General features: G+C 45.9%; 16 protein-coding genes and 1 tRNA gene. 6 read left to right on the top strand and 11 right to left on the bottom strand.

Translation table 11 applies throughout. The features are described 5' to 3' along the window. Nucleotides 1–2 precede the first annotated feature (2 nt). The 3 genes from BLU98_RS15715 to BLU98_RS15705 form a co-directional block, all read right to left on the bottom strand. A complete protein-coding gene (locus BLU98_RS15715; protein ID WP_257575051.1) occupies nucleotides 3–2,669 on the bottom strand; it encodes a TonB-dependent receptor in 2,667 nt (888 codons plus the stop codon). Between the two features lie 143 nt (nucleotides 2,670–2,812). Then, a complete protein-coding gene (locus tag BLU98_RS15710) occupies nucleotides 2,813–3,292 on the bottom strand; it encodes a DUF445 domain-containing protein (protein WP_092726593.1) in 480 nt (159 codons plus the stop codon). A gap of 49 nt (nucleotides 3,293–3,341) precedes the next feature. Continuing rightward, nucleotides 3,342–3,415 (bottom strand) — tRNA-His (locus tag BLU98_RS15705). 179 nt (nucleotides 3,416–3,594) lie between these two features. On the opposite strand from BLU98_RS15705, the gene BLU98_RS15700 reads away from it, so the two are divergent. After that, nucleotides 3,595–5,733, top strand: coding sequence for a carboxy terminal-processing peptidase (locus tag BLU98_RS15700; RefSeq protein WP_092726591.1), 2,139 nt, complete (start codon nucleotides 3,595–3,597; stop codon nucleotides 5,731–5,733). A gap of 51 nt (nucleotides 5,734–5,784) precedes the next feature. Here the strand turns inward: BLU98_RS15700 and BLU98_RS15695 are convergent, their stop codons facing one another. Genes BLU98_RS15695 through BLU98_RS15680 form a run of 4 tightly spaced genes read right to left on the bottom strand, consistent with a single transcriptional unit; the run spans nucleotide 5,785 to nucleotide 10,323 of the window. Further along, the gene (locus tag BLU98_RS15695) at nucleotides 5,785–6,657 is read right to left on the bottom strand and encodes an ABC transporter ATP-binding protein (protein ID WP_092726589.1); all 873 of its coding nucleotides are present in this window, start codon (nucleotides 6,655–6,657) and stop codon (nucleotides 5,785–5,787) included. 26 nt (nucleotides 6,658–6,683) lie between these two features. After that, nucleotides 6,684–7,457 carry a nitrate ABC transporter permease gene (gene ntrB, locus BLU98_RS15690; protein ID WP_092726587.1) on the bottom strand — a complete coding sequence of 258 codons (774 nt, stop codon included), beginning with the start codon at nucleotides 7,455–7,457 and terminating at the stop codon, nucleotides 6,684–6,686. A gap of 11 nt (nucleotides 7,458–7,468) precedes the next feature. After that, nucleotides 7,469–8,680, bottom strand: coding sequence for a CmpA/NrtA family ABC transporter substrate-binding protein (locus BLU98_RS15685; protein WP_092726585.1), 1,212 nt, complete (start codon nucleotides 8,678–8,680; stop codon nucleotides 7,469–7,471). 41 nt (nucleotides 8,681–8,721) lie between these two features. Then, the gene (locus BLU98_RS15680) at nucleotides 8,722–10,323 is read right to left on the bottom strand and encodes an alginate export family protein (RefSeq protein WP_092726583.1); all 1,602 of its coding nucleotides are present in this window, start codon (nucleotides 10,321–10,323) and stop codon (nucleotides 8,722–8,724) included. A 462-nt stretch (nucleotides 10,324–10,785) separates the two neighbouring features. On the opposite strand from BLU98_RS15680, the gene BLU98_RS15675 reads away from it, so the two are divergent. Beyond that, nucleotides 10,786–11,478, top strand: coding sequence for a Crp/Fnr family transcriptional regulator (locus BLU98_RS15675; RefSeq protein WP_092726675.1), 693 nt, complete (start codon nucleotides 10,786–10,788; stop codon nucleotides 11,476–11,478). Nucleotides 11,479–11,522: 44 nt separating this feature from the next. Then, nucleotides 11,523–12,029 carry a UpxY family transcription antiterminator gene (locus BLU98_RS15670; protein WP_092726579.1) on the top strand — a complete coding sequence of 169 codons (507 nt, stop codon included), beginning with the start codon at nucleotides 11,523–11,525 and terminating at the stop codon, nucleotides 12,027–12,029. Between the two features lie 4 nt (nucleotides 12,030–12,033). On the opposite strand, the gene mtaB is transcribed toward BLU98_RS15670, so the two are convergent. Beyond that, a complete protein-coding gene (gene mtaB / locus BLU98_RS15665; RefSeq protein WP_092726577.1) occupies nucleotides 12,034–13,308 on the bottom strand; it encodes a tRNA (N(6)-L-threonylcarbamoyladenosine(37)-C(2))-methylthiotransferase MtaB in 1,275 nt (424 codons plus the stop codon). 188 nt (nucleotides 13,309–13,496) lie between these two features. Between mtaB and BLU98_RS15660 the strand changes: the two genes are divergently transcribed. Together BLU98_RS15660 and BLU98_RS17920 are read left to right on the top strand one after the other, a co-directional pair. Continuing rightward, a complete protein-coding gene (locus BLU98_RS15660) occupies nucleotides 13,497–13,865 on the top strand; it encodes a DUF4258 domain-containing protein (protein ID WP_257575050.1) in 369 nt (122 codons plus the stop codon). A gap of 64 nt (nucleotides 13,866–13,929) precedes the next feature. Further along, the gene (locus tag BLU98_RS17920; RefSeq protein WP_257575049.1) at nucleotides 13,930–17,175 is read left to right on the top strand and encodes a glycosyltransferase family 117 protein; all 3,246 of its coding nucleotides are present in this window, start codon (nucleotides 13,930–13,932) and stop codon (nucleotides 17,173–17,175) included. 355 nt (nucleotides 17,176–17,530) lie between these two features. Here the strand turns inward: BLU98_RS17920 and BLU98_RS15650 are convergent, their stop codons facing one another. From BLU98_RS15650 to BLU98_RS15640, 3 genes are all read right to left on the bottom strand, one after another. Further along, on the bottom strand, nucleotides 17,531–18,274 hold the full coding sequence (locus BLU98_RS15650) for a DUF3800 domain-containing protein (RefSeq protein WP_257575048.1): 744 nt from the start codon (nucleotides 18,272–18,274) through the stop codon (nucleotides 17,531–17,533). Between the two features lie 313 nt (nucleotides 18,275–18,587). Then, a complete protein-coding gene (locus BLU98_RS15645) occupies nucleotides 18,588–21,215 on the bottom strand; it encodes a gliding motility-associated C-terminal domain-containing protein (RefSeq protein ID WP_092726570.1) in 2,628 nt (875 codons plus the stop codon). Further along, complete coding sequence (locus BLU98_RS15640) at nucleotides 21,215–24,157, bottom strand: FAD-binding and (Fe-S)-binding domain-containing protein (RefSeq protein ID WP_092726566.1); 2,943 nt, start codon at nucleotides 24,155–24,157, stop codon at nucleotides 21,215–21,217. Before BLU98_RS15640 ends, BLU98_RS15645 begins: the two co-directional genes overlap by 1 nt. A 711-nt stretch (nucleotides 24,158–24,868) precedes the next feature. Between BLU98_RS15640 and BLU98_RS15635 the strand changes: the two genes are divergently transcribed. Further along, a complete protein-coding gene (locus BLU98_RS15635) occupies nucleotides 24,869–25,966 on the top strand; it encodes a vWA domain-containing protein (protein ID WP_092726563.1) in 1,098 nt (365 codons plus the stop codon). The last annotated feature ends 28 nt before the right edge of the window (nucleotides 25,967–25,994 follow it).

The following is a 25,994-nucleotide window of genomic DNA, read 5'->3' as shown; positions in this document are numbered from 1 at the left end:
GATTATTGCTGCATCATATCCATTCCACCGCCCTGGTCTGCCTTGGTGTTTTTACGTTTGAACAAGGTAGCATCGAATTTACCGAAACGGTAACTGAAGTTCAGGCGCAATACCTGCGGGTCTCTTCTCCTTTCAGCAGTCTGGTCAAACAGTGTACTCACAGAATAAGACTTGAATACCTGTGTGCGGAATATATCGTTCATACTAAGTGTAAGTGAACCGCTTTGTCCGTTCTTCCAGTTCCAGTCCTTCCGGATGGCCAGGTCAAAACCATAACGGGGCAGGTAATAACCTTGTGCGGTACCCTGCGGTCCACCGAACATCGGTCCACCGCCGCCTCGTCCGCCGCCGCCACCCGAGCTGGGAGGCAATACGGTCTTGGCCTGGTATTCACCGCTCCACTGGATCGAAATGGTTTTAGACAATTTGAAATTGCTGTTCATTTTGGCAAACCAGCTCACGAGCGAATTGTCGAGCGTTTGACCCGGAACAGATGCATTGATCTTGGAATCGTACAGGTTGAACGCCAGTGTAAGATCCCACCATTTGGTCACCGGCATCTTGTTGGTCAGTTCCAATCCATAAGAATAACTATTGTTGGCATTGATGAATGTGCTGAAATAGGCGCTGTCACCAGCCGGACTCAACGCGTTCTTATCCCTGTACACATACCGGGTGATGAGGTCGGTAGAGTATTTGAAGAATACGGTAGCGAGGAAATTCGCGCCACGTTTATAAGCATCATTATAAGACAACTCAAAAGAATGGGTGAACTCCGGTTTCAGTCCCGCGTTGCCAATGCTGATGTTCTGCGGATCAGAATAATCCGGGAAAGGCATCAACTGGAAGAAGTTAGGACGGTTTACCCTGCGTGAATAGTTGAGCTGGAAATCCTGCTTGTCGTCGTATTTGTAGGTGATGAAGGCGCTGGGGAACAGGCTCAGCGGGTACTTCACTTTAAACTGCGATGAATCGGCGCCGCTTGCATTCAGCAGGGTTCCGGTATAGTTGGAACTTTCTGCGCGCAACCCCAATTGATAGCTCCATTTTTTTATTTTGAAACTATACGTAGTATACGCTGCATACACCTGGTCATTGAACTTGTAGTGGTTACTGATCGCAGGGATGAGCATGTACTGGTTGGTATTGGGATTGAAGACGTACTGGTTGCTGGAGTTGCCAAAATCGCGGATGGCCGCGCGGGCGCCCACTTCCAGTTTGGTATCTTCTGAAATGGGATTTTCGTAATCGGATTGTATCGTATAGAAACGATTGTAACCATCACCCAAGGTCTGCTGCAATAAAGGGCGGCCTTTTACAGAATTATCGGGGTTAAAAGTCTGCGTACTCGTGAGGGAGTTGTTGTTATTAGTACTGGAGTTGTAGTTGAAATCGGTAGTGAAGTTTTCTCCGTTCTTGGCAAAATTGTGTTTATAACCCAACTGCGTACCCACATTGGTAAACGAGAACTGGCTGTTGCTGGCAATATTGCTGTAAGAAGAGAAAGCGCCTTTGATGGTAGAGTCAACTTTCTGGAAATTGTCGTTGTCGAAAGAACCATGTACATAATTGGCGCCAACAGAAATGGTATTGCGGTTGTCGGCAAAATAATCGATCCCGCCCCGTAAAAACCGGAACGATCCCAGGTTGGTACCGTCATTCTCGTTGTGTACGGAACTGGGCACCGTAAGGAAATTATTGCGGTCGGTAGTTCCGGTGCCGATCGATTTGCGTTGGTTATAGTTGGCATTCAGCGAGATATTGAATTTGTTCTGACGCAGGTTGAGGTCGGCGCCGCCGTTGAGCTTTCCCCTTGAATCGATGCCAGCCCGCAGGCCGCCATTATAACCGGTTTTCTTGTTTTTCTTCAACACAATATTGAGGATACCTGCATTACCGCCCGATGCATCGAATTTAGCGGAAGGGTTGGTAATGAGCTCCACTTTATCAATGATGTCTGCCGGAATCTGGTCCAGGGTAAGGGTAGTGGGTCTTCCATCGATGAACAGTGTGGGAGTGGCATTACGCATGGTTACGTTACCGTCAATGTCCACATTCAGTGAAGGAATGCTTTTCATTACCTCTGTAGCGGTTTGCCCGGAACTCACCAGGTTCTTATCTACGTTGAATATTTTACGGTCGATACCCAGCTCGAACTGCTGTTTTACAGTGGCCGTTACCGTAACATTTCCCAGGTCGGTGGCGTCCTGTACAAGCTTGATATTGCCCAGGTCTTTGTCTACCATACCCAGCATCTGTTGCATGCCTCCGCCGGACTGCATACCGCCGCCCGGGGAGGGCATTTTGATGTCAAAGCTTACTGGTTTTTCTAATGATTTATACCCGATGGCCCCAATTTTCAGTTTGAATTTCCCCATCACCGGCAGGTTTTCGAAGCTGAAATTGCCGTTGGGTTTGGTAATCATAGTGCCGAGGGCCACTTCTTTCATTTTGTGGGTGGAAGTATCGAACTTATTGCCCAGGAGCTGGATGGTTACAGATTCGATCCCTTTATTGGTGGTATTATCCACTACTTTTCCGTACAGGTGGCCGATATTGGCGCCGCCTCCCATGCCTCCGCCCAGGCGTGCACCGCCGCCTCCCGGGAACTGGGCCTCGGCCGAAAGCCCTGAAATCAATACAAATAATAGAACAAAAACCTTTCTCATGATGATCTTTTATAGTGAAATACACTGCAAAATTGTGCAGCCGCTACCCCTGCCGGCAGCTTCATTATATAAACGGTCATTAGGCAATCCTGAATGGGTGAGTCCCGGGTGAAGGCTGGAATAAAACGGCTGAATGCCGGTGATCAGCGCCACAAGAGCAGTAAACCTGCCTGTAACAACCCTACTGCGAAGCCAAATAGCCCTGCTATTATCCTGGCTTTGCGCAGCGGCTTTTGCAGCTGTACCGCCAGTATTTTCTTGAAGTCCAGTTCACGCTCGAGCTTATCCAGGTACTGCGATAGCATATCGGGGAAAAGGGTCTGGATCTCGGCAATAAAGATTCCCTTCAACTGCTGGATGGTCTTTTCACCGATGAACATACTGATCATGGGCATTTCGGCGGACAGTTTCTCGCGCAGAAAATGGTCGATATGGGCCTCTACCATGGGCATGATCTGTTGCACAGTATCGGGGTGGGTGATTTTTTGCCTGATCTCATCGAACGAAAACAAGGGCTTGCCTGCCGGTTTGCCGGAGCGGAAAAGCAGCCGAACGCCCATCCATACGGTAAACCATCCGATAAAAGCCGAAATAAAAGGGATCAGGATCAAAGTGTAACTCATCTTACTAAAATTTAAAAACCTATAAGGATGATCCTTATAGGTTTTAGCGGGAGAACGATGGGTCTCGAACCCACGGCCTTCAGTGCCACAAACTGACGCTCTAACCAACTGAGCTACGCTCTCCGTTTATTGGGTTTGCAAAAGTAAGGTAAAACCGCTTTAGTCAATACCAGGTGGCGGGCTTTTTTTTGTCCAGACACCTTGCAAACCTTTGTTAATTGGGCTGTACGGATATACGGTACGGTCTTTTTCAGTTATTTTTGATACCTATCTTGCAGCAAATGCCAAAAATTATACGATTTATGAAGAGTAGAAAAGGGTTGTTGATACTGGCTGTGGCCTTATTCGGAGGTTTGTTTTTTGCATTCAGAAATAAATGGCTGGGCGGAACCGATGTATCGGCCGCGCAACGCCAGCAATTATTATCAACGGTTGGATATTTATTGGAAAAGCAACACTATAGTCCGAAGGATATTAATGATGCATTCTCTAAACAGGTGTTCCAGAAATACCTGGAAGATTTGGATCCCGATAAAACCATGTTCCTGAAAGCCGATATCGATTCATTGAAAAAATATGAATTGCGCATCGATGATGAAATACATGGAGCGCCCATAGAATTTGAACCCGCGGTAAGCGCTGTTTATGATAAGCGCATCGAACAGGTGGTATCCCTTTATAAAGACATACTTTCCAAACCGTTTGATTTCAACACCAATGAAACAGTGGTGCTGGATGCAGACAAGTTGCAGTATGCCGCTTCAGAAGCCGAGCGGAAAGACAGACTGCGCAAACAGCTAAAGTTTCATACGCTGGAGCGCTACGTTGATTTGCTGGACCTGCGTGAAAAGAACAAAGGACAAAAAGATTTCGTAGTAAAATCAGATGCCGAGCTTGAAAAAGAAGCGCGGACTAAGATTCTCAAGTACATGGATAAACGTTACGACAGGCTCCGGGCAACGTTTACGGAGAACCAGCGTTTTTCAGCGTTTATCAATGCTATTACCGGACTGATGGATCCGCATACGGATTATATGCCGCCTACTGAAAAGCGCTCTTTTGATGAGCAGATGAGCGGACGTTTTTATGGCATCGGCGCGCAACTGGGACAGGACGATTACGGTATCAAGATCGTGAGTATCCAAACCGGTGGCGCTGCGTGGAAGTCGGGAGAAATAGCGGTGAATGATGTGATTATCAAAGTGGCGCAGGGTAGTGCAGAGCCGGTAGATGTAACCGGTTATGAAACTACAGATGCTGTGAAGTTAATCCGCGGAAACAAGGGGACGGAAGTAAGACTGACACTGAAAAAAACAGACGGTACCGTTAAAGTGGTAACTATGATAAGGGATGAGATCGTGTTAGATGAAACCTATGTACGCAGTGCCGTGATTGGAGAAGGAAAAGATAAAATAGGTTATATCTATCTGCCCGATTTCTATGCCGATTTTGAAAAAGAAAATGGCCCGCGTTGCTCTGAAGATGTAGCACGCGAAGTAAAGAAACTGAAAGCAGAGAATGTAAAGGGCATCATCATAGATGTGCGCAGCAACGGCGGCGGTTATCTCTATGAAGTGGTGCAGATGGTGGGGCTGTTTGTAAACCAGGGCCCGGTAGTACAGGTGCGTGAAAGAGACGGACGTTCATCTGTATTGAGCGACAGAGAACAAGGCGCTATCTATGATGGCCCGCTGGCAGTGATGGTGAATGAGCTGAGCGCTTCGGCCAGCGAAATATTTGCAGCAGCTATACAGGATTATAAGCGGGGCATCATCATTGGAAGTTCCTCTACTTATGGTAAAGGAACCGTGCAAAAACCTATTCCTTTCGGTAATCGCATCGATCCTTACAGCGGCCGTACGGAATTAGGTGCTATGAAACTCACTTTCCAGAAATTTTACCGTGTCAATGGAGGATCCACTCAACTGAAAGGAGTAACACCCGATGTGATCCTGCCCGATACTTACGAATACCTGAAGATCAGAGAAAAAGACAATCCTGCTGCGTTGCCCTGGGATGAGATTCCCAAAGCCGTTTACCAGTTATGGAAAGGAGATCTGCCTTATGCATCGGTGATTAATCGTGAGAACGACCGTATCAAACAAAACGCGTCGCTGACACTGTTGAACAGCAACCTGATCTGGCTTTCCAAAGTAACCGATGAACCGGCCAGCCTCAACCTGGAAAAATACCGCCAGTTGCAAAAACAGATACGTACAACGGTTATGCAGAACAATACCCTGTTGAAGCCAAGCGCTGACATGGTGGTAAGTGCTTTGCAGGATGATAAAGCAAAGTTTTACAACAATGCCGATACGGCTAAAGGGCTGCGCTACCAGGACTGGTTGAAGTCGCTCAAATCTGATCTATACATCAGTGAATCTGTGCGGACGATGGTGGAAGTAGCCAGCGCTCCGCAAGTGCATACGGCAGCCAAATAAATAAGGCAAACAACACTACGTATTGTTTGCACAATGCCTTAGCCAGGATGATCAGAGGTCATTGATGGACAATTTATCAACCAAAAACCCCAATAACTTGTCATGGATACCCATGTAAACAGGATCGTGAACAATTTCCTTCTTATTCCTGGGTCTTGGTAAAGGCACGTCTACAATGGCTTTGATAGAAGCTGCCGGACCATCATTCATCACTACTACGCGATCACTTAAGAATATGGCTTCTTCTATGTCATGTGTAACCATCACAATGGTTTTCTCTCTGTTATCGAGGTTCCACAGTTTCAACAATTCAACATGCAGGTTGCTTTTGGTAAGTGCGTCCAATGCCCCGAAAGGTTCATCCAGTAAAAGGATACTGGGGTTGATGGCAAAAGCCCTCGCAATGGCCACCCTTTGTTTCATACCACCGGATAGCTGACCGGGCAATTTATCTTTATGTTCCCAGAGTTTTACCATTTTCAGGTTGTTTTCAACCAGGGCCTTTTTTTCTGTTGCAGTCTTACCGTGTATGGCAGCATCGATGGCCTGGTAAATATTTTGATATACGCTCAGCCAGGGCAACAATGAATAGTTCTGAAAAACAATCCCCCTGTCGGGGCCAGGCTTGGTAACAAGGTTCCCGTTGGCAATGACGGAGCCGCTGCTGGGTTTCACCATACCACTGATGGTGTTCATCAGCGTTGATTTACCGCAACCGGAATGACCGATCAGCGAAACGATCTCACCTCTACCAACAGCGAGTGAAATATCTTTTACAGCAGTGAAAACCCCTTTGGGTGTTTTAAAGCGTACGCTCACATCGTTGATTTCAATGCTGTTTGTTGCATACCCGTTTGCAGGAGCTGCATGATGATGGTGAAACGTTTCAGTATGGTTTTCTGGTGACAGAGAAATGGCTGACATAAAATAAAGCTTTAGACAATGAATGATTATGAAGCATAAGTGAATCTTTTTTGCAGGAAAAGGAAGAGCTTATCCAGCAGAAGCCCTACTAAACCAATGATGATGATGGCAACCAGTATTTTAGCAATACTGCCCCCGTTAAACCCTTCATCCCATACAAAATAACCCAGCCCGATACCACCACTGAGCATCTCACCGGCTACGATCACCATCCATGCGATACCCACCGATAAACGCAACCCGGTGATGATATGGGGGAGGCTGAATGGCAGTAATATTTTAGTGAGGTATTTCCATTTGGAAAAACCGAAAGCCTTACTCACATTCTTATGGTCCTGCGGAATATGAGATGCTCCGAACGCAGCATTGATCAATGTTGGCCATAAGGAGCAGATGAATATCATAAACACGCTTGCCTTATGTGAATCCTGGAAAATGGCCAGGCCTAACGGGAACCAGGCCAGCGGTGAAACAGGTCTTAATAACTGTACAATGGGATTGATAATGCCCATCATGGCTTTACTGGACCCCACTAATAAACCCAATGGCACTGCTACGATACTGCCCAGGCCAAACCCGATAGCCACCCGTTCAAGTGAACTCAGCAATTTGGTGCCAATTCCTTTATAGTCGGGATCATTCTGCATGGGATGCTGCATAACTTCCCTGAAAACAAGCCAGGTTGCCCTTGGGCTGGGAATTTCATGCTTGGTAAGCGTTGAAATAAGTTCCCATAGACCACCGAGTAAAGCAATGCCAATAAGGAAATAGAGCGTTTGCAAAGAGAATATCTTTTTCATAGCAGTTGGTTTTATCTCTTACATGTTTTTAAATAAGCAGCTACATTCTTCGGATCAAATGGTACATCATAAGTTGTTTTGAAAGGCTGCATGTCGGGCTGCATGGGCACTCCCATCTCATGGGCTACTTCTGCATACAGGTCGTCAAGGATTAATTTCTCGGCTATGCCTTTGTAGTCGGGCTCTGATTTCAAATAACCAAACCGAACGTACTGCGCCATGAACCAGGTGGCGTAAGACTTACGGGGCATATTAACGATCCCGTTGTTATAAAACATCATGCCATCATCCTTGTATTTCTGTACACCCAATTCACAACCCAGGTCATAAGAGCCGGCCAGCCTGGCTTCTATTACCTGCAATGGCGCATTTACATAATTGGGTTTGGTTAACCATCCTGCTGCTTTTTTACGGTTGCCCATATTATCCAGCCACTTGCAGGCTTCGAGCACCGCCTTCATCACTTTTTTCAGGTTCTCCTTTTCGGTTGCGGCAAAATGTGCATTCACAACCAGGGCTTTCTCGGGGTGGTTTTTCCAAATATCCTGTGTTGCAATGTGTGTAAAGCCTATATTTTGCGCTGCAGCCACTCCATTCCAGGGTTCACCAACACAATATCCTTCCATGTTATCAACCCGCATATTCGCTACCATCTGGGGTGGGGGAATGGTGATGATGCCGACTGCCTTCTGGTTAACACCTGCTGCGGCCATCCAGTTACGGAGCCAGATATCGTGTGTGCCGCCGGGAAAGGTCATGGCAAACGTAACTTCCTTACGGCTTTGCACATTTTTAACTGCGGCCGCTACTTTGTTTACTTCTTTAAAGCCAACCAGTCCACAAAAATCTTTAGAGAGTGTAATGGCCTGCCCGTTATTGTTCAGTATCATGGCAATCTTCATATCAGAGCCGGCTTTTCCACCTATACCGGTATAAACAGAGAATGGCATGGAGAAGAGACAGTGTGCGCCGTCGAGTTCGCCGTTCAATATTTTATCGCGCACATTGGCCCATGATGCTTCTTTGGATAATTCCACATCAACACCGTATTTCGCAAAAAGCCCTAGCTCTTTTGCTGCTACGAGCGGAGCGCAGTCTGTTAGTGGTATAAACCCCAGCTTTATTTTCCGGGGTGGGTTAGCCATCATCCTGAATGAAGTAACCGCCATAAATACGGCTACCAGTCCTGCTATAAATAATATTTTATTGATTAAGCCTCTCATATTTTGATCAATTTAAAAGGAAGAATGTTGTATCGTGTGTGTTACTGTTTTATGGCAACGGGTTTACTATAAAAGAAATCAGGGCGAATATTGATCATTGCATAAAACCATGTGCCTGTTTTCTTGTAAGTATCTGCAACGGCATCGGTGCCGGCTTGTCCCTTTGCCAATGCCATGCTGTTATTGGCATTCATTACAGCATATCCCAGCTCTATTCCTGTGAATTTATTGAGTGTATAATTCAGCAGGATATCCACTTCATTGCCAAGGTATTTATCGACCAGGGAACCATCAGCCTTTTTCATGTCTTTGTTCAGGCTGAACGTGTGAAAGTCGGCGCCGATGGAGAACAGGTTGCTGGCATATTTCACTTTGAAGTAGCCGTTATTCAAACCACCCGCAGGGGCACCGGTGCCCACGTAGAAATAATCCATATAGCCCCAGTGTTTATGCGGCGTTCCGTATAATGGATCAAAACGGTTGTCTTCACCGGAAGGTGAAACGGCATCATTTCCCGAAAGGACGTCATAGCCGGGTGTAAAGCTGAATTTGCCTTTTTGGTAGGTTGCTAAAGCCGTATAGTGATACGCATTCAATGACATGCCTTCCCGGTTTTTGCCGGATTGCTTATAGTAAGCCACCTGCAAGGCGATTTTACCAAACCCCGATGTATTGCCCATCGTATGATTGATCATCAGGCCATATGTATAGCGACTGGTTGTACCAGAATAGTCAAATGAATCGTTGCTTCCTGTACTAATAAATCTCCTTCCATAAACGTATCCGGTGTTGTCAACGGCTACAGAATCGAGTTTATATTTCCCGAAACGGTCATTGAAAAAGAGCGCAGAGAATTTTGTCTGGTTGAATTTGCGGCTGATATACAGGCTGGTGAACGACTTATAATCCTGGCTGGCGGCATTGGTATTGGTTGGGTTACTGTACACCGGCGTACCTGTTTTAGAACTATTGTTGGCTGCGTTGCCACCGGCAGCAAGCGGAACGATCCCGGCAGGGGTAGGCACTAAAACACCGCCTGAATTTTTCACGTATGCCGGAATATTGCCCGGCACATAAGAGGTATTGGTAATACCAAAAGCATCGCTGTTCTGGTTATAGGCATACCCGAGGTCAACCTGCCATCCATTGTGCATCATCTTTAGCAGCGCCATATCATGTCGCCGGCCTTGTTGTAACCAATCCAGGTTACCGATCAAACGAACATCGTCATAGCTCAATTCCTGCCTTCCAATCTTAAGGGAAAGCTGGTCGAACAATTTAAATTTGATGGTGGTATCGGCTTTATTGGCCAGCGTAATATCGGCCCAGCCCTCATGGAGCATCAGGCGATTGCCATCGGCATTGGAAATGGAGGAAGCGTCTTGTCCCCATACCCGCACATCCTGTAACGTAACACCAAAAGTAACCCTGTCCCATTTGTATCCAAAGATCAACCTGGTACGCTGAGAGGTAAATGCGGCCGTTTTTGCGCCTTTCAATACCAGGTTGCCAAACCCGTCCCGGACTTCTGTTCGCGTTCGCAGTTGTCCGGTTAAGGTAAATTGTGCGTGCGCACTTAGGGTGAAAAGAAAACACAGTGCGGACAGCCATGCATAAGCAGTAGGTTTCGTTTTTTTAGCCATAACTTTGCTTTAGGTTTAGATTGTTTTCAATTTAAATTCCATCGCCCCGGTTCAGACTTCCACATCGGCCGGGGTTTTTTATTTGTCTTTAATGTAATATGCTAGAAACCAGTACCATCATTCACGTATTAAATTCATTTATTACGTTTCATGTGGCAGGCAATCGGGTAGCGACAATAAAGTAAGGTCAATAGGTATTTGACAAGCAATCGAGGAGAAAGTGTTCCGGTTAACCCTGTTAACGATGCGGAATAATGGCTAAATGGATAATTAGATTTAAATTTTGATTTTTTATATGTAATATAAAGAATCAAAAAAGATAGCTTTTTAAATAAAAATACACTCTATCTGCAATAAAATTAATAACACAATGGATAATTTCAAAGATTTATTGTCATATTATTTAGATTTTTATTTAAATAATATATTTGAGATTGTATTTTGACTTTATTTTTGTACAGTATGAAACTGAAAAAAGTAAACTGCGATCTTACCGTTTGCTCCATGTGCCGGCTATGCCAGAAGGAATGGCTTCCTGCTATCGATGCCAACAGGAAAATGTACCATTATAAGAAAGGGGAAGTGCTTTTTGAGGAAGGGGCCGAGGTACAGGGGATGTATTTCATTCATACCGGACTGGTGAAAGTGCATAAAAAATGGGGAGACGAAAAGGAACTGATCCTGCGCTTTGCTAAAAGCGGGGCCATTGCCGGTCACCGCGGATTGGGCAGCGACACTGTTTATCCAGTCTCAGCAACAGCACTTCTGCCAACGGATGTCTGTTTTATCGACATTCATTTCTTCACTGCCACCCTAAAGGTTAACCAGGACTATTTATATGACCTGATGATGTTCTTTGCCGCAGAGCTGAAAGAGTCTGAAAGAAAAATGCGTAACCTGGCGCATATGAATACAAAGGGAAGGATTGCCAATGCTTTGCTTCTTTTGGACGAGCGATTTGGCACAACCCCCGAAGGCTTTATCGATATAGAACTTTCCAGGCAGGACCTCTCTTCCTATACCGGCACCACTTATGAGACCTTATTCAGGATCATGAATGAATTGGTGGAAGATGACGCGCTCTCATTGAATAAGCGCTGGATCAGGATCAACGATCGCAAGAAACTGGAGAAATATTGTTTTTCTTTACCTTAGCTCCTGATTAGTATCTATGTAAGGACAAATTCAGGTTTACTACCATGACAGAGCAGCGAAAAAAGTGGTTTGCCCTTTATACGAAGCCACGCTGGGAAAAAAAGATAGATGGTGCCCTGTTGAAAAAGGGAATTGCCAGTTGGTGCCCCCTGCAAAAAGTAGAAAGACAATGGAGCGACCGTAAAAAGGTCATTGAAGAACCACTTTTCAAATCCTATGTTTTTGTGCAGATCGACGATGCCGAACGTACCAAGGTCCTGATGACGGATGGCGTATTGAATTTTGTTTATTACCTCGGCAAACCTGCCGTGATCCGCGATGAAGAAGTAGCTACCATCAAAAAATACCTCGCAGAAAAAGACGCCAGCATCTCTGTATTATCTGAGCAGGGGTTCATGGATGAAATGAAGATCAAAGTGAACTATGGTGTGTTCATGGGCAATGAAGGAACCGTGATCAGGGGCGGAAAGAAAAAAGTGTTTGTGAAACTGCAAAGCCTGGGACAGGTGATGGTGGTGGAGTTTCCGGCGGAATACCTTTCTGTGGTATAAATTTTTACCGGAGTTCCCAGTCAATGATCTGATTCGCCCATTCTCCGCGATAAGGCGTGCTCACGCGGATATAGTTATCGGTATAGCCTTCCATCATACCATGCTTATCAAATCCTTCGAATAATACTTTGCGGGTTTGTCCGCTTTGCTGCTGTGTGAAATATTGCAGCTTCATATAAGATAAGTTGCGTAAAGTTTTATTTCGTTCATTGCGAACGGGTATGGGAATCACCGGCTGAATTTCCAGCGCTTTGGTATGATCGCGTTCAGAGTAGGTGAACACGTGCAGGTATGATACATCCAGTTCGTGCAGGAAATCAAAAGTTTCCTGGAAATGTTTATCCGTTTCTCCCGGGAATCCCACAATTACATCCACTCCAATAGCGCAATGCGGCATCAACGTTTTGATGAGGCCAACGCGTTCGGCATAGAGTTCCCTGCGATAGCGCCTGCGCATCAATCCCAATATTTCATTGCTGCCGCTTTGTAACGGAATATGAAAATGCGGCATAAACTTGTTGCTGTTGGCTACAAATGCAATGATGTCGTTGGTGAGCAGGTTGGGTTCGATGGAGGAGATACGGTAACGTTCAATGCCTTCCACTTTATCGAGTTCCTGCACAAGACTAAAGAAATCTTCTTCATGCCTGCCGCCATCTGGGCCTTTGCCAAAATCGCCAAGGTTCACACCCGTGAGTACAATCTCTTTGACGCCATCTGCTGCCAGTTGGGTAGCATGTTTTACCACGTTGGCAATACTGTCGCTGCGGCTCTTGCCCCTTGCCATTGGAATAGTACAAAAGGAACAGGTATAATCACACCCATCCTGTACTTTCAGGAATGTGCGGGTTCTGTCGTTCTGGGAAAAAGAAGCATTGAAACCACTCACTGCTTCAATGTCGCAACTGCATACTTTGGCGTCATTGCCTTTGGCCAGTTCATTGATGTGTTGGGCAATGTTGAATTTCTCTGCGGCGCCCAACACCAGGTCCACCCCCGGAATAGAAGCGATCTCTTTGGGCTTGAGCTGGGCATAGCAACCGGTGATCACCACAAAACTCTCGGGCGACTTGCGCTGGATGCGCCGTACCAGTTGGCGGCACTCTTTATCGGCGTTGTCGGTAACGGAACAGGTATTGATCACATATACGTCGGCCAGGTCGTCAAATTCCTTTTTCTCGAAACCTTCACTTTCCATCAGCCGGGAAAGGGTAGAGGTCTCGGAAAAGTTCAATTTACAACCCAAAGTATGAAAGGCTACCGAACGCTTCTTATCCATAGAGGGCGCAAAGATAAGCCATATAGGAATTATGGGGCTTGGAGGCCGGTTTTATGACCAAAATGTGTTTAATTCGCCCCACTAATCCTGTATATATGAACTCCCGGAGAACGGTCCCTTTTTTATTGGTCATTATTCTGGTCGGATTCCTGTTATCGAATCGCCATTGCAATAAACATAGGCCTGTAGTGCCGACCAGTGCACCTGCGGCAACAGCCCCTTCACCCGACCAGTCTACAGGTACCACCAGTCAGGATGATGGGTTGAACCGGAACCCTTCGCGCATGCATTATACCAAGCATGCTCGCTGCAGAATGGGTTGCCGGCATATAGATGAAGCAGAGATTTTACAGATCCTCAAAAACGGAACCATCAATTACCGGAAAAGCGAACTGGAAGGCGAACCCTGCCGCCATAAATATGCGGTGGAAGGTAATACCAGCGACAACCAGCGTTTGCGCGTGATATTCGCTCCCTGCGGAGATGAAATGACCGTGGTTACCTGCATCGACCTGGACAGGGAATGGCCCTGCGATTGCCCCGGTGATCATCATTGACATTTTCAATTTTATTTACAATTATTGGGCTATGTTTGTCCGTCTTTTAAAATAGAAAACCAGTATGCAGTTTAAGAGAATTAACAACATGGTGGGATGGGTAGTCTGTGTGATCGCCTGCGCCGTGTATATTTTGACCGCAGAAGCAGGAGGTAGCTTCTGGGATTGCGGTGAATTTGTGAGCAGTTGTTTCAAAGTGCAGATCCCGCACCCGCCCGGAGCGCCTTTGTTTGTGATATTGGGCCGGATATTCATTGTTCTTTTCGGCAACAACCCCATGGGCGCTGCCAAAGCGGTGAACATCATGAACGCATTGGCCAGCGGCTTTACTATTCTGTTCCTTTTCTGGACTATTACGCATTTTGCGCGCCGCATCATGAATGTGAAGACAAGCGATGCAGTTACCGGTTCACAGGCCTGGGCCATCATGGGCGCCGGTGTAGTAGGCGCTTTTGCATACACTTTTACCGATTCATTCTGGTACAGTGCGGTGGAAGGCGAGGTATATGCTTTGTCGTCTTTCTTTACTGCTATTGTGTTCTGGGCCATCCTCAAATGGGAAAACCATGCCGACGAGCCCGGCGCCGACCGTTGGATCGTTTTCATCTGTTACATGATGGGATTGTCTATCGGCGTTCACCTGTTGAACCTGCTTACGATCCCCGCTATTGTAATGGTGTATTATTTCCGCAGAAGACCTTCTTTCAACTATAAATTAATTCGCACCTGGTTCATCAGGTTATCCCTGATTGGCGGTGTGCTGGCTTTCATCCTGGCTTTGATCGCCGCGAACGGCGAAGCGAGTGAAGAGCGAGGTATTGGTATGGATGGAACGATGGCGGGACTGGTTGTGCTGGGCGTAGGAGCGGCCATCGGACTCCTGCTGCTGGCAGAGCGGTATAAAAAAGACAAGAAAGAATACTATGGAGGCATCTATATCTTTTTTGTGTTGGGATGTGTGATCACCGGCCTGGTACAGGTAGGGGTGATCCAGTATTCCGTGAAAATGGCCGGCACCTTCGACCGCTGGTTCGTGAACGGCATGGGATTGCCTTTCTTCTACGGTTTCACTTTCTTTTTCATTCTCCTCGCAGCGGTGATCTGGTACGGATTCCGGTTCGCTGCTAAAAAAGGCTGGACTTACCTGCGCCTGGGACTGTGGTGTTTGTCTTTCATGCTCATGGGATACAGCACCTATGTAACCACCATGATCCGCAGTAATGCCGATCCGGCCATCGATATGTACAATGTAGACAATCCCATCAGCCTGGTAGGTTACCTGGGACGTGACCAATACGGCGATTTTCCATTGGTATACGGACAGAAATTCACTGCCGATCTGAAAGATGTGAAGAATACCGGCATGCGTTACGAGAAAGCGAGGAACAAGTATATTGAAGTAGGTCCGGATAAAAAATACGTTTACGCACCGGAAGATAAAATGGTGTTCCCCCGCGTATGGGATGCGAGCAATGAACAGAACCATGCCGATTATTACGCCGCTTTCCTGGGCATCGGCAGAATGAAAGATGGTTCTTATGAGCGGCCGCCGAACCAGGTAGATAACGTGAAGTTCTTTGTTGGCTACCAATCGTACTGGATGTATTTCCGCTATTTCATGTGGAATTTTGCGGGCAAACAAAATGATAACCAGGGATTATTCACCGGCAATGTAAGGGATGGCAACTGGATCACCGGTATTCCTTTTGTAGACAGGATATTCTATGGCGATCAGAGCGCGATGCCCGATAGCCTCAAGAATAATAAATCGAACAACAAACTGTTCGCATTACCATTGATACTCGGATTGATCGGTTTGTTCTATCATTTTAAGAAACGCGGCGATGATGCGGTGACCAATTTCCTCATGTTCTTCTTCACCGGCTTTGCCATTGTAATTTATTTGAACCAGGCGGGCTTCCAGCCACGTGAGCGAGACTATGCTTATGTGGGCAGCTTCTATGCTTTTGCAGTATGGGTAGGATTGGGCGTATTGAAAGTGCGCGATTGGCTGAGCAAAGCGGCATCACAAGCTACCGCTTCGATCCTGGCCACCCTGATCTGTTTGCTGGCAGTACCGGTAGTGATGGCGCAGCAGGAGTGGGACGACCACGACCGCAGCCAGAAACAACTGGCGCGCGACCTGGCCAAAGATTATCTCGAGAGTTGTGCACCCAATGCCATTCTCTTCACGTTTGGTGATAATGATACTTACCCGCTGTGGTATGCACAGGAAGTAGAAGGTATCCGACCCGATATACGCGTGATCAACTACAGCCTGTTGGGTATCGACTGGTACATCAACCAGCTGCGTTATAAAGTGAACCAGAGCGATCCTATTGATGTGGTATGGACACCTGAACAGATAGAAGGAGATAAGCGGAATTATATCCTCTATCGCCCCAAACCCGGCATTCCCGAAGATCGTTTTTACGACCTGTATGATATGATGAAGAATTATGTAGGCAACGATGATCCTGCGAAGATGGAAGACAGGGGAGGTGGAGAAAGCGTTAACACCTATCCTGTAAAGAAAATGTCGGTAGCGGTAAACAGGGATTATGTGTTGAAGAATGCAACGGTTAATGCAACGGACAGTGTAGTATCAGAAATGCGTTTTGAAATACCCAAAAATGCGTTGATGAAGAACGACCTGGCCGTGTTGAATGTGATCGCTGCCAATAAATGGAACAGGCCTATTTATTTCACCCAGCCATCGGTAGAGCTTGGCTTCGATCAGTACCTGCGCCGCGACGGACTCAGCTTCAGGCTGGTGCCTGTGATAGGTAGTCGCGTGAATACAGATTGGATGTTGGATAAGGCCCTGCATAAATTCGCTTTCGGCAATGCACAGATCAAAGGCGTGTATTATGATGAAGAGAACCGCCGGCACCTGAATACCATCCGTACGGCTTATGCAGAGCTGGGCAATGACCTCGCCAACAAAGGACGTAAGGAAGAGGCGCGTAAAGTGCTGAACCTGGCCGATAAGATGATGGACCCTGCCAATTTCGATTATGGCATGACCAGCAGGGGCAATATGCACAACCGCAATTCGCTGTTGTTCCTGGAGTCCTGCTACCTCGCCGGCGATTCGGCTTTGGCACAAAAGGTATCTGCATCGGTGAAAAAAGACCTGCAACAACAGCTCCGTTATTACAATTCACTCAGCGGCACCATGGCAGATAACCTGGCCGATGAAAGAAGGTTTGCCGATAATTACCTGCAGGCTTTGCAGCAGATGCAGGCGATGTACAATCCAGCTTCAACACTGAAGGGTTTAACGCCTGCGGACAGCAGTAAAAAATAAGATCAGTTTATATTACGATACGAGCAGCCGGACTTTAGTCCGGCTGCTTTTTTATATACCTGTTGGATGTGAAATGTAAGTTTCCTCCAAAATTACACCTGCCCGCACTAGAATAAACTATCATGCTGAAAATCAATTATTTATATTCTGTGCCTGTATTTGCCAGTAATTTTTAAGTTACTTTTCAAAAACATGCGCTAAATTTGTATTGGAGGCTTTGTTGGGAAACCGGCATTGCCTTTTTCTTTTTCTGTCATTTAAACAACAGAGATGCTCCATATCTCATAATTTTCATTTCCCTCAATTGGTCGTGACGTCTTGTATCGTAAATTTTTCACCAACTCCGTATAACCGTTCAATTCTTCTCTCTTAGGCTTATCAATTTCTTCTCCAGTCGGAAGTTCCAGGACAAGACATAGGCAACAAAATCAACAATTTGTATTCCTGTCGTCAAATCACTGTGCACAAAAAAAGGTTCAGGAATAATCAAGCTGGATCGGGTTCTTCCTTTCTGAGAATTTTTAAAATACCGGTCCATCTGAGTTACCAAAATATGGCTTTTCGATTTTTCCAGTTCATCAAAAACAACAATACCATTTGGCTCTGCAGGCTTATCTTCCAGAAAATAAAAAAAACGCTCAAACAAATAGATGTAATCTTTCCTGAGCATGCTTTTATCCTCAGGGAGTGTTTGCGGATCCTTAACAATAGAAGCAAATACCTTGCAGCGGTAATCTTGGCACAAGCGCAATATCTCTCTTACATAGTCGAGTTTGGCCTGTGCAAGGGCCGTTAATTTGATCCTTCCCGCTCGATTGCCTTCATCTAGAGCCGCTTTGGCAAGCTCTGTCCTTTCGAACAAATTTATTGACTCCAGTTGTGCCGCTAATCGAAAAGTCTTATTGTTGAGAAATTTCCTGGCTTTAATCTCTCTGCCATCGAGCCGGTACCTCCTTCCGAAACAGTCAAGTTCCGTCGCCTGCACGGCTTGAATAAATTTCCACAAATCCTTATCTCGAATAGTGAACCCGGCAAGTACCTCGTAAGGGGAATCATGATGATCCTGACCACTTTCGTCAATAAAAAGAAAGTATGACATAGCAAGCAATTAAGATTGTACGATTCGAGGTGTAGTTTAATGCAATGTAAGCGACAAAATTCAAATGGCAACTCATCAGTAAAAACCGCATATTTATTAAACAGGCGATTATACCAGTAGGCGAAACCTATAAGGAATTGTTTTTCCTATCACTCAATAATAAAAAACTATTGTGATGTTTTTGTTTCCGGTCTTTTCTTTCCTAACAGCGGTAATTTCTCAGTAATGTACATATAAGAAGTGTATCAGAATATCGGGAGTTTACATACTAACCGTATATAAAACACGATACCGGAAGTGGGATATTAATTCACTATCTAAGGATAGTTACCGATCCGCTGATCACCTGCCTGCCGCTTTTCGGGTTGATGATATAGTAATACGTGCCTACCGGCAGGGGTTTCCCGTTCATCGTGCCATCCCAGGGAATCGCATAGCCTGTAGAGCTGAAGACTATCTGCCCGTAACGGTTGAATACCTGTACCATTACCCCCGGATAGGTATCAAGGTACCTGATCTGCCAGGTATCATTGATGCCATCTCCATTGGGAGAAAAAGCATTGGGTACTTCAAGGCGCTTCAGTAACCTGATAAAAATCGTATCACTTACAGAACAGCCTCCGGATCCCGTCAATTTCAGCGTATAGGTAATGTTGCCCGTGGGTATCAATTGCGGACTTACAACGGTATCACTGCTTAGGTAAGTAGCCGGCGTCCATTGAAAGCGCAGCGATTGCCCATAATAGAACCTGGGTTTGAGCATGACCGTCTCGCCTTCCAGAACACTTATCGATGGATCGAGTACCAGGTGGGGGTTGGGGAATACCATCACGTCCTTCGAAACAGTATCACTGGAACAACCCTGTGCATTGAAAAAATAATACCTGATCGCAAACCTGCCGGAATCCTTGAACTGTTTCCACGGGTTACGCTCGGCAGCAACTGTTCCATTTGCAAGATCCCACACCCATTTTACTGCAGCGCCTCCCGAACCGTTCTCCAGACCTTTGAATGCGATGGTGCCATCCTGGCAAACCGTATCGGGCGTAGCGGTAAAACCGGCTTTGGGTTGCGGCCTCACGGCCACTGTAACAACCGTATCGGCCGGGTTGCCTCCTTTGTTCATCATACAGGCATTGGTATCAGTAACGTTTTTGATAACATACCTGGTAGTAACACCAGGAGTAACCGGGAAAGTATAAGGAGACGCCGTAATATGGGTAAGCGTATTTGTGCCGGTACCATCTGAATATAAAAGGCTCCAGGGCGGGCTGCCTGTTAGTTGCAGGGTTAGCATTTTACTGGCGCCATAACAAATCGTATCGCTTCCTTTTAATGTAACCGTAGGAACAGGGTGCACGGTTACCGTTATGCTGTCTGTAAAATTGCCGCAGGCTTGTTGACTGGCTGTTACATAATACGTTCCGGAATTCACAGCAGTGGGATTACTGATTACCGGGTTATACTTGTTACTGGTAAAATTATTGGGGCCTTTCCACTGGTAAGTGGTATTGGATATGAGGGTGGATGACAATTGGATATCGTTGCCCACGCATTGTGCACCATTCACAACCGGCGATAAATTAATACTACCATAATTGGAAAAATAACCGAACACGCTGCCCGAAGCACCATTCAGGAAGCCCAGATGGAATAAGCCGGATGTGTTGGAAACCACGGTGGGTACACCAGGGGTAATCAGGTTATCAATATTGCCCAGGTTGGCCACGGATATTCTTGCAGCCATCCATTGTCCATTGGTGCTGGGCACTGCATTAAAAAGGTTTGTAGTAATAATGCCTGCCTGGCCATTCAACAAAAAACTACCTGTTTCTGTATTCCTGCAAAGAATGTTCAGGTAAAAGGGGGTATTGGCAGACCGTACAAAAGTAACCAATTGTGAGCCCGTGCATTTGATACTTGGCAGGTTGGCAGTAGCCATTTCGCAACCGGTTCCTGTTAACTGGTATAAATAAACCGGGTTGCTGGTAACAATATAAGCCGAGGGGTCCGTTAACAACCCTTCGTAAATTTGTCCGCGATTGATGGTTGCAGCAATAGTGCCATTGATCGTAATCGTTGTGCCATCTGTAGTAGCCAGGATATAATAATAATCGCCCACAGTACCATCAACTGTCAACATACCCCGTACAATGATGAACTCCTTTCCATTACTGTTTTCCGGTATGAGCTGGTCTCCCACCAGGTCGCGACATCCTGTTAGCGGGCCAATGGAGTCATCATAAATAGTAACACATACAGGTTTGGTTGCTTTTACACTACTTCCCGCAAGATGAAGATTACCTGCAATGCCCGCCGCCACTACCGCATAGGTTTGACCCTTGTTTAAAACAATGGTAAACAACTGGCCCGGCGAGTGCCCTGCCATGTCCGGATTCGTTAATGAAATATCAACTGAAGTATTATCTTCTGTTGCCACAATCACAAACCCGTTCCTGGGTTGCGGTGTATAGGCGCCATTGGGAAAACGCGTTTGCCCGGGTATCATGAATTGCAGCCCCTTACTGATCGCTCCTTTCAAAGAAAAGATCTCGGGATTATAGTACGTCGTTCCTCTTTTCCCCTCTACTTCATAATAGGCAGATATCTTAGCCGTAGCGCTGATTCGGATGCCGTAGTTCAATACGGTATTTGCGGGTTTGTTTTCAATGATCTCTAACTGACCGGTCAGGTCAACCGTTGTAGCGGCATAAGGGTTGAGGTGAATATGGTAGGGTTGAAAAGAAGGGTTGGCGGGTTGGCTGATGATGATATCTGCAGCTTGTGCATAGCTGGATAACCTTACAACGATGGGCGTATCGGAATGCCCGGGTGTAACGGCAGGCGCCGCAAACCAAAAAGAAGTATCTGATTGTGCATAACCCCCAACAGAAATAACCAGTAATAGGCATACCCACAAAAAAGACTGTACTGCTTTCATTACTTGTTCGGTTGCTTTGTTTCGTTTTTCACCAGTGCATCATACAACACTTCAACCGGATGCAGTGCCTTTCGCCCGGTGCCATCCTTGATCTGGTGGCGGCAACTGGTGCCGGGCGCGGCAATGATGGTGTCTGCCGGCTGTTTGCGTACTGTTGGCAACAGCACCAGTTCCCCTATCTGCATTGACAGGTTATAATGTTCTTTCTCATAGCCGAAAGAACCGGCCATGCCACAACAACCGGAGGGTATGACATCCACCTGGTAGTTTTCGGGCAGGGATAATATTTTTACTGAGGGGGCTGTAGAAGAGATGGCTTTTTGCTGGCAATGTCCATGCAATTTGATCTGCTTCTTTTCGCTGGTGAATTGTTCTTTTTTGATGCGGCCACTGGCTATTTCACCGGCGATGAATTCATCTATCGTGAAAACGTTTTTAGCTAAATTCTTTGCTGCATTCAATTGTTCATCAGATGCCAGGTCGGGGTATTCATCCCTGAAAGTAAGGATGGCCGACGGTTCAATTCCTATTAAAGGAGTGGATTCGGTAATGAGGGGACCCAAAGCCGCAATATTCCTGTTGATGATCTTTTGTGCATGCCTGATCAGCCCTTTGGAAAGCCAGGTACGGCTGCTTTCTTCGTGTTGCGGGATGATCACTTCATAGCCTAATTTTTCCAGTAACAATATCGTGGTGATGCCAATATGCGCATCATTGTAATTGGTGAATTCGTCACAAAACAAGTACACCCTTCTCTTGCCTTTCACTGTCAATGTTGCCTGGTGTTGTTTATACCAGCTTAATAAGGTCTTTGCCGATAATGCAGGCATGCTGCGTTTAACGGCAAACCCCGAGATCTTTTTGATCAGGCTACCTGTGACCCGGTTACCGACAATGAAATTATACAAAGACGGCATCAGCGATCCTAATTTTGCAGAAGCGGAAAAATTAGCGATCAACTTCGACCGGAAGGGTACCCCATTGGCATCATAATACTGCTGCAGGAATTCAGCTTTTAATTTGGCCATGTCTACATTGGAAGGGCATTCAGATTTGCAGGCTTTACAACTCAAACACAAGTCCATTACATCGTAGATCTCCTGGTGGTTAAAACGGTTTGTTTTTTCCGACCTGGTAAGGAATTCACGCAGGATATTGGCTCTTGCCCTGGTTGTGTCTTTTTCATCCCTGGTTGCCATGAAAGAAGGACACATCGTTCCACCCGATAGATGTGATTTGCGGCAATCGCCCGACCCATTGCATTGTTCCGCGTGTTGCAAAATATCCTGCTGATGGAAACGGAAGATGGTGTTGAATGCAGGAGTGGATTGCCCTGGTGTGTACCGCAACATCGTATTCATAGGCGGTGTGTCAACAATTTTATTCGGGTTGAAGATATTGGCCGGATCCCAGGTATATTTTATTTCCCTTAAAAGCTGGTAATTCTTTTCGCCCACCATCTGTTTGATGAACTCTCCGCGCAGCCTTCCATCACCATGTTCACCACTCAGCGAGCCCTGGTATTTTTTTACCAGCGTGGCCACTTCTTCTGCAATAGTCCTGAACAGTTGGTTGCCTTCTGTTGTTTTCAGGTTAATAATAGGCCGGAGATGAATTTCACCCGAGCCGGCATGTGCATAATGTACCGAATATAAACCGTGCTTTTTCAATATCTCATTGAAATCGCGGATATAAGCAGGCAGGTCATCCACATCAACAGCCGTGTCTTCAATAACGGGAACGGCTTTATCATCGCCGGGCAAATTACCCAGAAGGCCCAGCCCTGCTTTCCGGAGTGTCCATATTTTCTTTGTGTCCTCTCCAAACAATACAGGGAAATGATAGCCCAGTCCCGCTGCCCGCATTTCTGCTTCTACAGCTTTTGTTATTTCCAGTATTTCTTCGCGCGTAGATCTTGTAAATTCAATAACGAGGATAGCGCCGGGATCGCCCTGTACAAAAAAACGGTTTTTGCTTTGTTCAATATTGTCTTTGGTGCATTCCAATATATAATGATCGATCAATTCACTGGCGCTTGGCCGGTATTTGAGTCCGATGAGGTTGGCATGCAATGATTCATCTATCGAATTAAAATGAACGCACAGCAATCCTGTTTCCTTCGGGGGCAGTGGTACCAGATTTAATTTTACTTCCGTAATAAATGCCAGTGTTCCTTCCGAACCGGCTATCAGTTTGCAGAAGTTGAAATCTTCCCCGCCTGCCGTGAAGGGGGCGGTCTCCACTAAAAGGTCAACGGCATAACCGGTATTCCTTCTTTCCACTGTTTTTCGGGGAAATTCTTTCCTGATCTCTGCCTGGTTGTCGTAGTTGCTTAAGAGGCTGCGAATTTTTTTATAGATACTGCCTTCGAGATTATCCAATTCACACTTTTCATGGAAGGCATCGATAGATAAGGCATTGAATACAGCTTCTGAACCATCGCTCAATAAAGCCTTTACTTCTAATAGATGTTCCCTTGTACTCCTGTACACAACAGAATTGGAACCGCAGGAATTATTACCCACCATGCCGCCAATCATAGCGCGGTTGGCAGTTGAGGTCTCCGGACCAAATAATAAACCATGTGGTTTCAGGAATAGGTTTAGCTCATCCCGAACTACGCCGGGTTGTACGCGTACCCAGTGTTGGGCGGTGTCTAATGCTATTATTTCGGTAAAATATTTCGACACGTCAACAATGATACCGTTGCCCACTACCTGTCCGGCTAAAGAAGTGCCAGCCGTTCTTGGAATAAGTGAAGTTTTTTCCCTGTTGGCAAAAGCGATCAGTTTCTTCAGGTCTTCTTTTGATTTGGGAACAGCAACCGCCAATGGCATTTCCCGGTAGGCCGATGCGTCTGTTGCATACAGGGTACGCATGGTGGTATCGGTATATAGCATCCCTTCTAATTGCTCAGATAGTTCCTGCAGCTTCACATTCATTGTAAGATCATTTATTTTTTCTGTTCCGTTACTCAAACAGCCTTTTCATTTTCGGGTTAAATTTAGACGTTTATCTCTGATTTTAAGCTACTTGCGATTTAGGGATACTTACACTCATTGATGATGAATTTTGTTTAAATATTCGACATGAATAAATTCTGATGTCGAATCAGTGGCTACGCTTTCTTGTTTAATGTCGAAATTGTGTAACTATTTCGTCATTAAATAAATTTCACGTCGAATCTTCCTTATTTGGTTCTAATTATCACTAAAATTCATAAATAATACATTTTCAATGCTTTAATTGTTCTGGTATATTCAAATGGTGGTTTCCGGAGCACTCTGGAAACCGTCGAGTAGTGTAGCGGATGGCGTCGGGAGTGCTCCGGATTCGGTCAAACAGTCGATCGGGCCACTTTTCGAGCAGTATTGATACTTGTTTCCATACCAATGCCCAGAACCGGCGAGAGTAACGGGGAAGTGCAACACCCACCATAATCCCCACATATACTAACAGCAGGAATAATTGGATGATCATGTGAGACACACAGTAGTGAACAGTACTCCATAAAACTGCTGTCAGGCGAAATAGACTTACTAACTATACAAGACTGGCATAGATGCTGATAAAAAGTATATACTACTCAGTGGTTTGCACAACACTTCTGCAGATACTCAGCTTAACTCCATTTTTCGTAAATTGCGGTAGATATGAAAGGCCATCGTTTTATAAAGTTTGATCCGGCCGAGAGGAGTTTGGATAAGTTTGAACAATTGCTGAATATTTTCATGCAACTGCTCACCTATACCAATGGAGATGCTACAGAAGCCCTGCAATGGCTCAATGAACTCGACCGGCAATACCAACTCACCAACCCCGATTATGGTTTGGGCGATTTCATTGATGAACTGAAAGAGAACGGCTACCTGCAGGAGAACCCGCAGGATGGTACCATCAGCATCACCAAAAAATCCGAACAATCCATCCGCAAAAGGAGCCTTGAAGAGATATTCGGTAAGCTGAAGAAAACCAAACAGGGCAATCACCAGACTTTCAAACCCGGACAGGGCGATGAAACAAACTCAGATACCCGCCCCTTCCAGTTTGGCGATATGCCGGAACAGATCGATTTCACCGAGAGCATCCGCAACGCACAGATCAACCATGGCGTCAGCAGCTTCAACATGCAGGAAGATGACCTCGTGATCAGGGAAAGTGATTTCAAAACGCAGACATCTACCGTGCTGATGATCGATATCTCTCACTCGATGATTCTCTATGGGGAAGATCGTATCACACCGGCCAAAAAAGTAGCCATGGCCCTGAGCGAACTGATCACTACCAAATACCCAAAAGACACTTTGGATATTGTAGTCTTCGGTAATGATGCTTGGAGCATAGAGATCAAAGACCTGCCTTACCTGCAGGCGGGGCCTTATCATACTAATACCGTAGCTGGCTTGGAACTGGCCATGGATATCCTGCGCAGGCGCAAGAACCCGAACAAACAGATATTCATGATCACCGATGGTAAGCCTACCTGTTTGAAAATTGGAAAACGTTATTATAAAAATAGTTTTGGTCTCGACAGGAAAGTGGTGAACCGCTGCATCAACCTGGCGGCCCAGTGCAAGAAATTAAAAATACCCATCACTACTTTCATGATCGCATCGGATCCTTACTTGCAGAATTTTGTGCAGGAGTTTACAGAGATGAACAACGGCAAAGCATTCTTTGCATCCCTCGATAACCTGGGGGCCTTTATATTCCGGGATTTTGAAAGTGGAAAAAGAAAAACAGTATATTAACATCAACCGTCATCAATATCAAACGTCA

The organism is Hydrobacter penzbergensis (assembly GCF_900106985.1).
In the GTDB taxonomy this organism is placed as follows: domain Bacteria; phylum Bacteroidota; class Bacteroidia; order Chitinophagales; family Chitinophagaceae; genus Sediminibacterium; species Sediminibacterium magnilacihabitans.
Note: the sequence above shows the minus strand (reverse complement) of the source record. Positions and strands in the feature narration are given on the sequence as shown.

What these genes read in the sequence shown, in the direction of transcription:
- BLU98_RS15715 (WP_257575051.1), bottom strand. Translation starts at nt 2,669, where the DNA reads ATGAGAAAGGTTTTTGTTCTATTATTTGTATTGATTTCAGGGCTTTCG.
- BLU98_RS15710 (WP_092726593.1), bottom strand. Translation starts at nt 3,292, where the DNA reads ATGAGTTACACTTTGATCCTGATCCCTTTTATTTCGGCTTTTATCGGA.
- BLU98_RS15700 (WP_092726591.1), top strand. Translation starts at nt 3,595, where the DNA reads ATGAAGAGTAGAAAAGGGTTGTTGATACTGGCTGTGGCCTTATTCGGA.
- BLU98_RS15695 (WP_092726589.1), bottom strand. Translation starts at nt 6,657, where the DNA reads ATGTCAGCCATTTCTCTGTCACCAGAAAACCATACTGAAACGTTTCAC.
- ntrB (WP_092726587.1), bottom strand. Translation starts at nt 7,457, where the DNA reads ATGAAAAAGATATTCTCTTTGCAAACGCTCTATTTCCTTATTGGCATT.
- BLU98_RS15685 (WP_092726585.1), bottom strand. Translation starts at nt 8,680, where the DNA reads ATGAGAGGCTTAATCAATAAAATATTATTTATAGCAGGACTGGTAGCC.
- BLU98_RS15680 (WP_092726583.1), bottom strand. Translation starts at nt 10,323, where the DNA reads ATGGCTAAAAAAACGAAACCTACTGCTTATGCATGGCTGTCCGCACTG.
- BLU98_RS15675 (WP_092726675.1), top strand. Translation starts at nt 10,786, where the DNA reads ATGAAACTGAAAAAAGTAAACTGCGATCTTACCGTTTGCTCCATGTGC.
- BLU98_RS15670 (WP_092726579.1), top strand. Translation starts at nt 11,523, where the DNA reads ATGACAGAGCAGCGAAAAAAGTGGTTTGCCCTTTATACGAAGCCACGC.
- mtaB (WP_092726577.1), bottom strand. Translation starts at nt 13,308, where the DNA reads ATGGATAAGAAGCGTTCGGTAGCCTTTCATACTTTGGGTTGTAAATTG.
- BLU98_RS17920 (WP_257575049.1), top strand. Translation starts at nt 13,930, where the DNA reads ATGCAGTTTAAGAGAATTAACAACATGGTGGGATGGGTAGTCTGTGTG.
- BLU98_RS15650 (WP_257575048.1), bottom strand. Translation starts at nt 18,274, where the DNA reads ATGTCATACTTTCTTTTTATTGACGAAAGTGGTCAGGATCATCATGAT.
- BLU98_RS15645 (WP_092726570.1), bottom strand. Translation starts at nt 21,215, where the DNA reads ATGAAAGCAGTACAGTCTTTTTTGTGGGTATGCCTATTACTGGTTATT.
- BLU98_RS15640 (WP_092726566.1), bottom strand. Translation starts at nt 24,157, where the DNA reads ATGAATGTGAAGCTGCAGGAACTATCTGAGCAATTAGAAGGGATGCTA.
- BLU98_RS15635 (WP_092726563.1), top strand. Translation starts at nt 24,869, where the DNA reads ATGAAAGGCCATCGTTTTATAAAGTTTGATCCGGCCGAGAGGAGTTTG.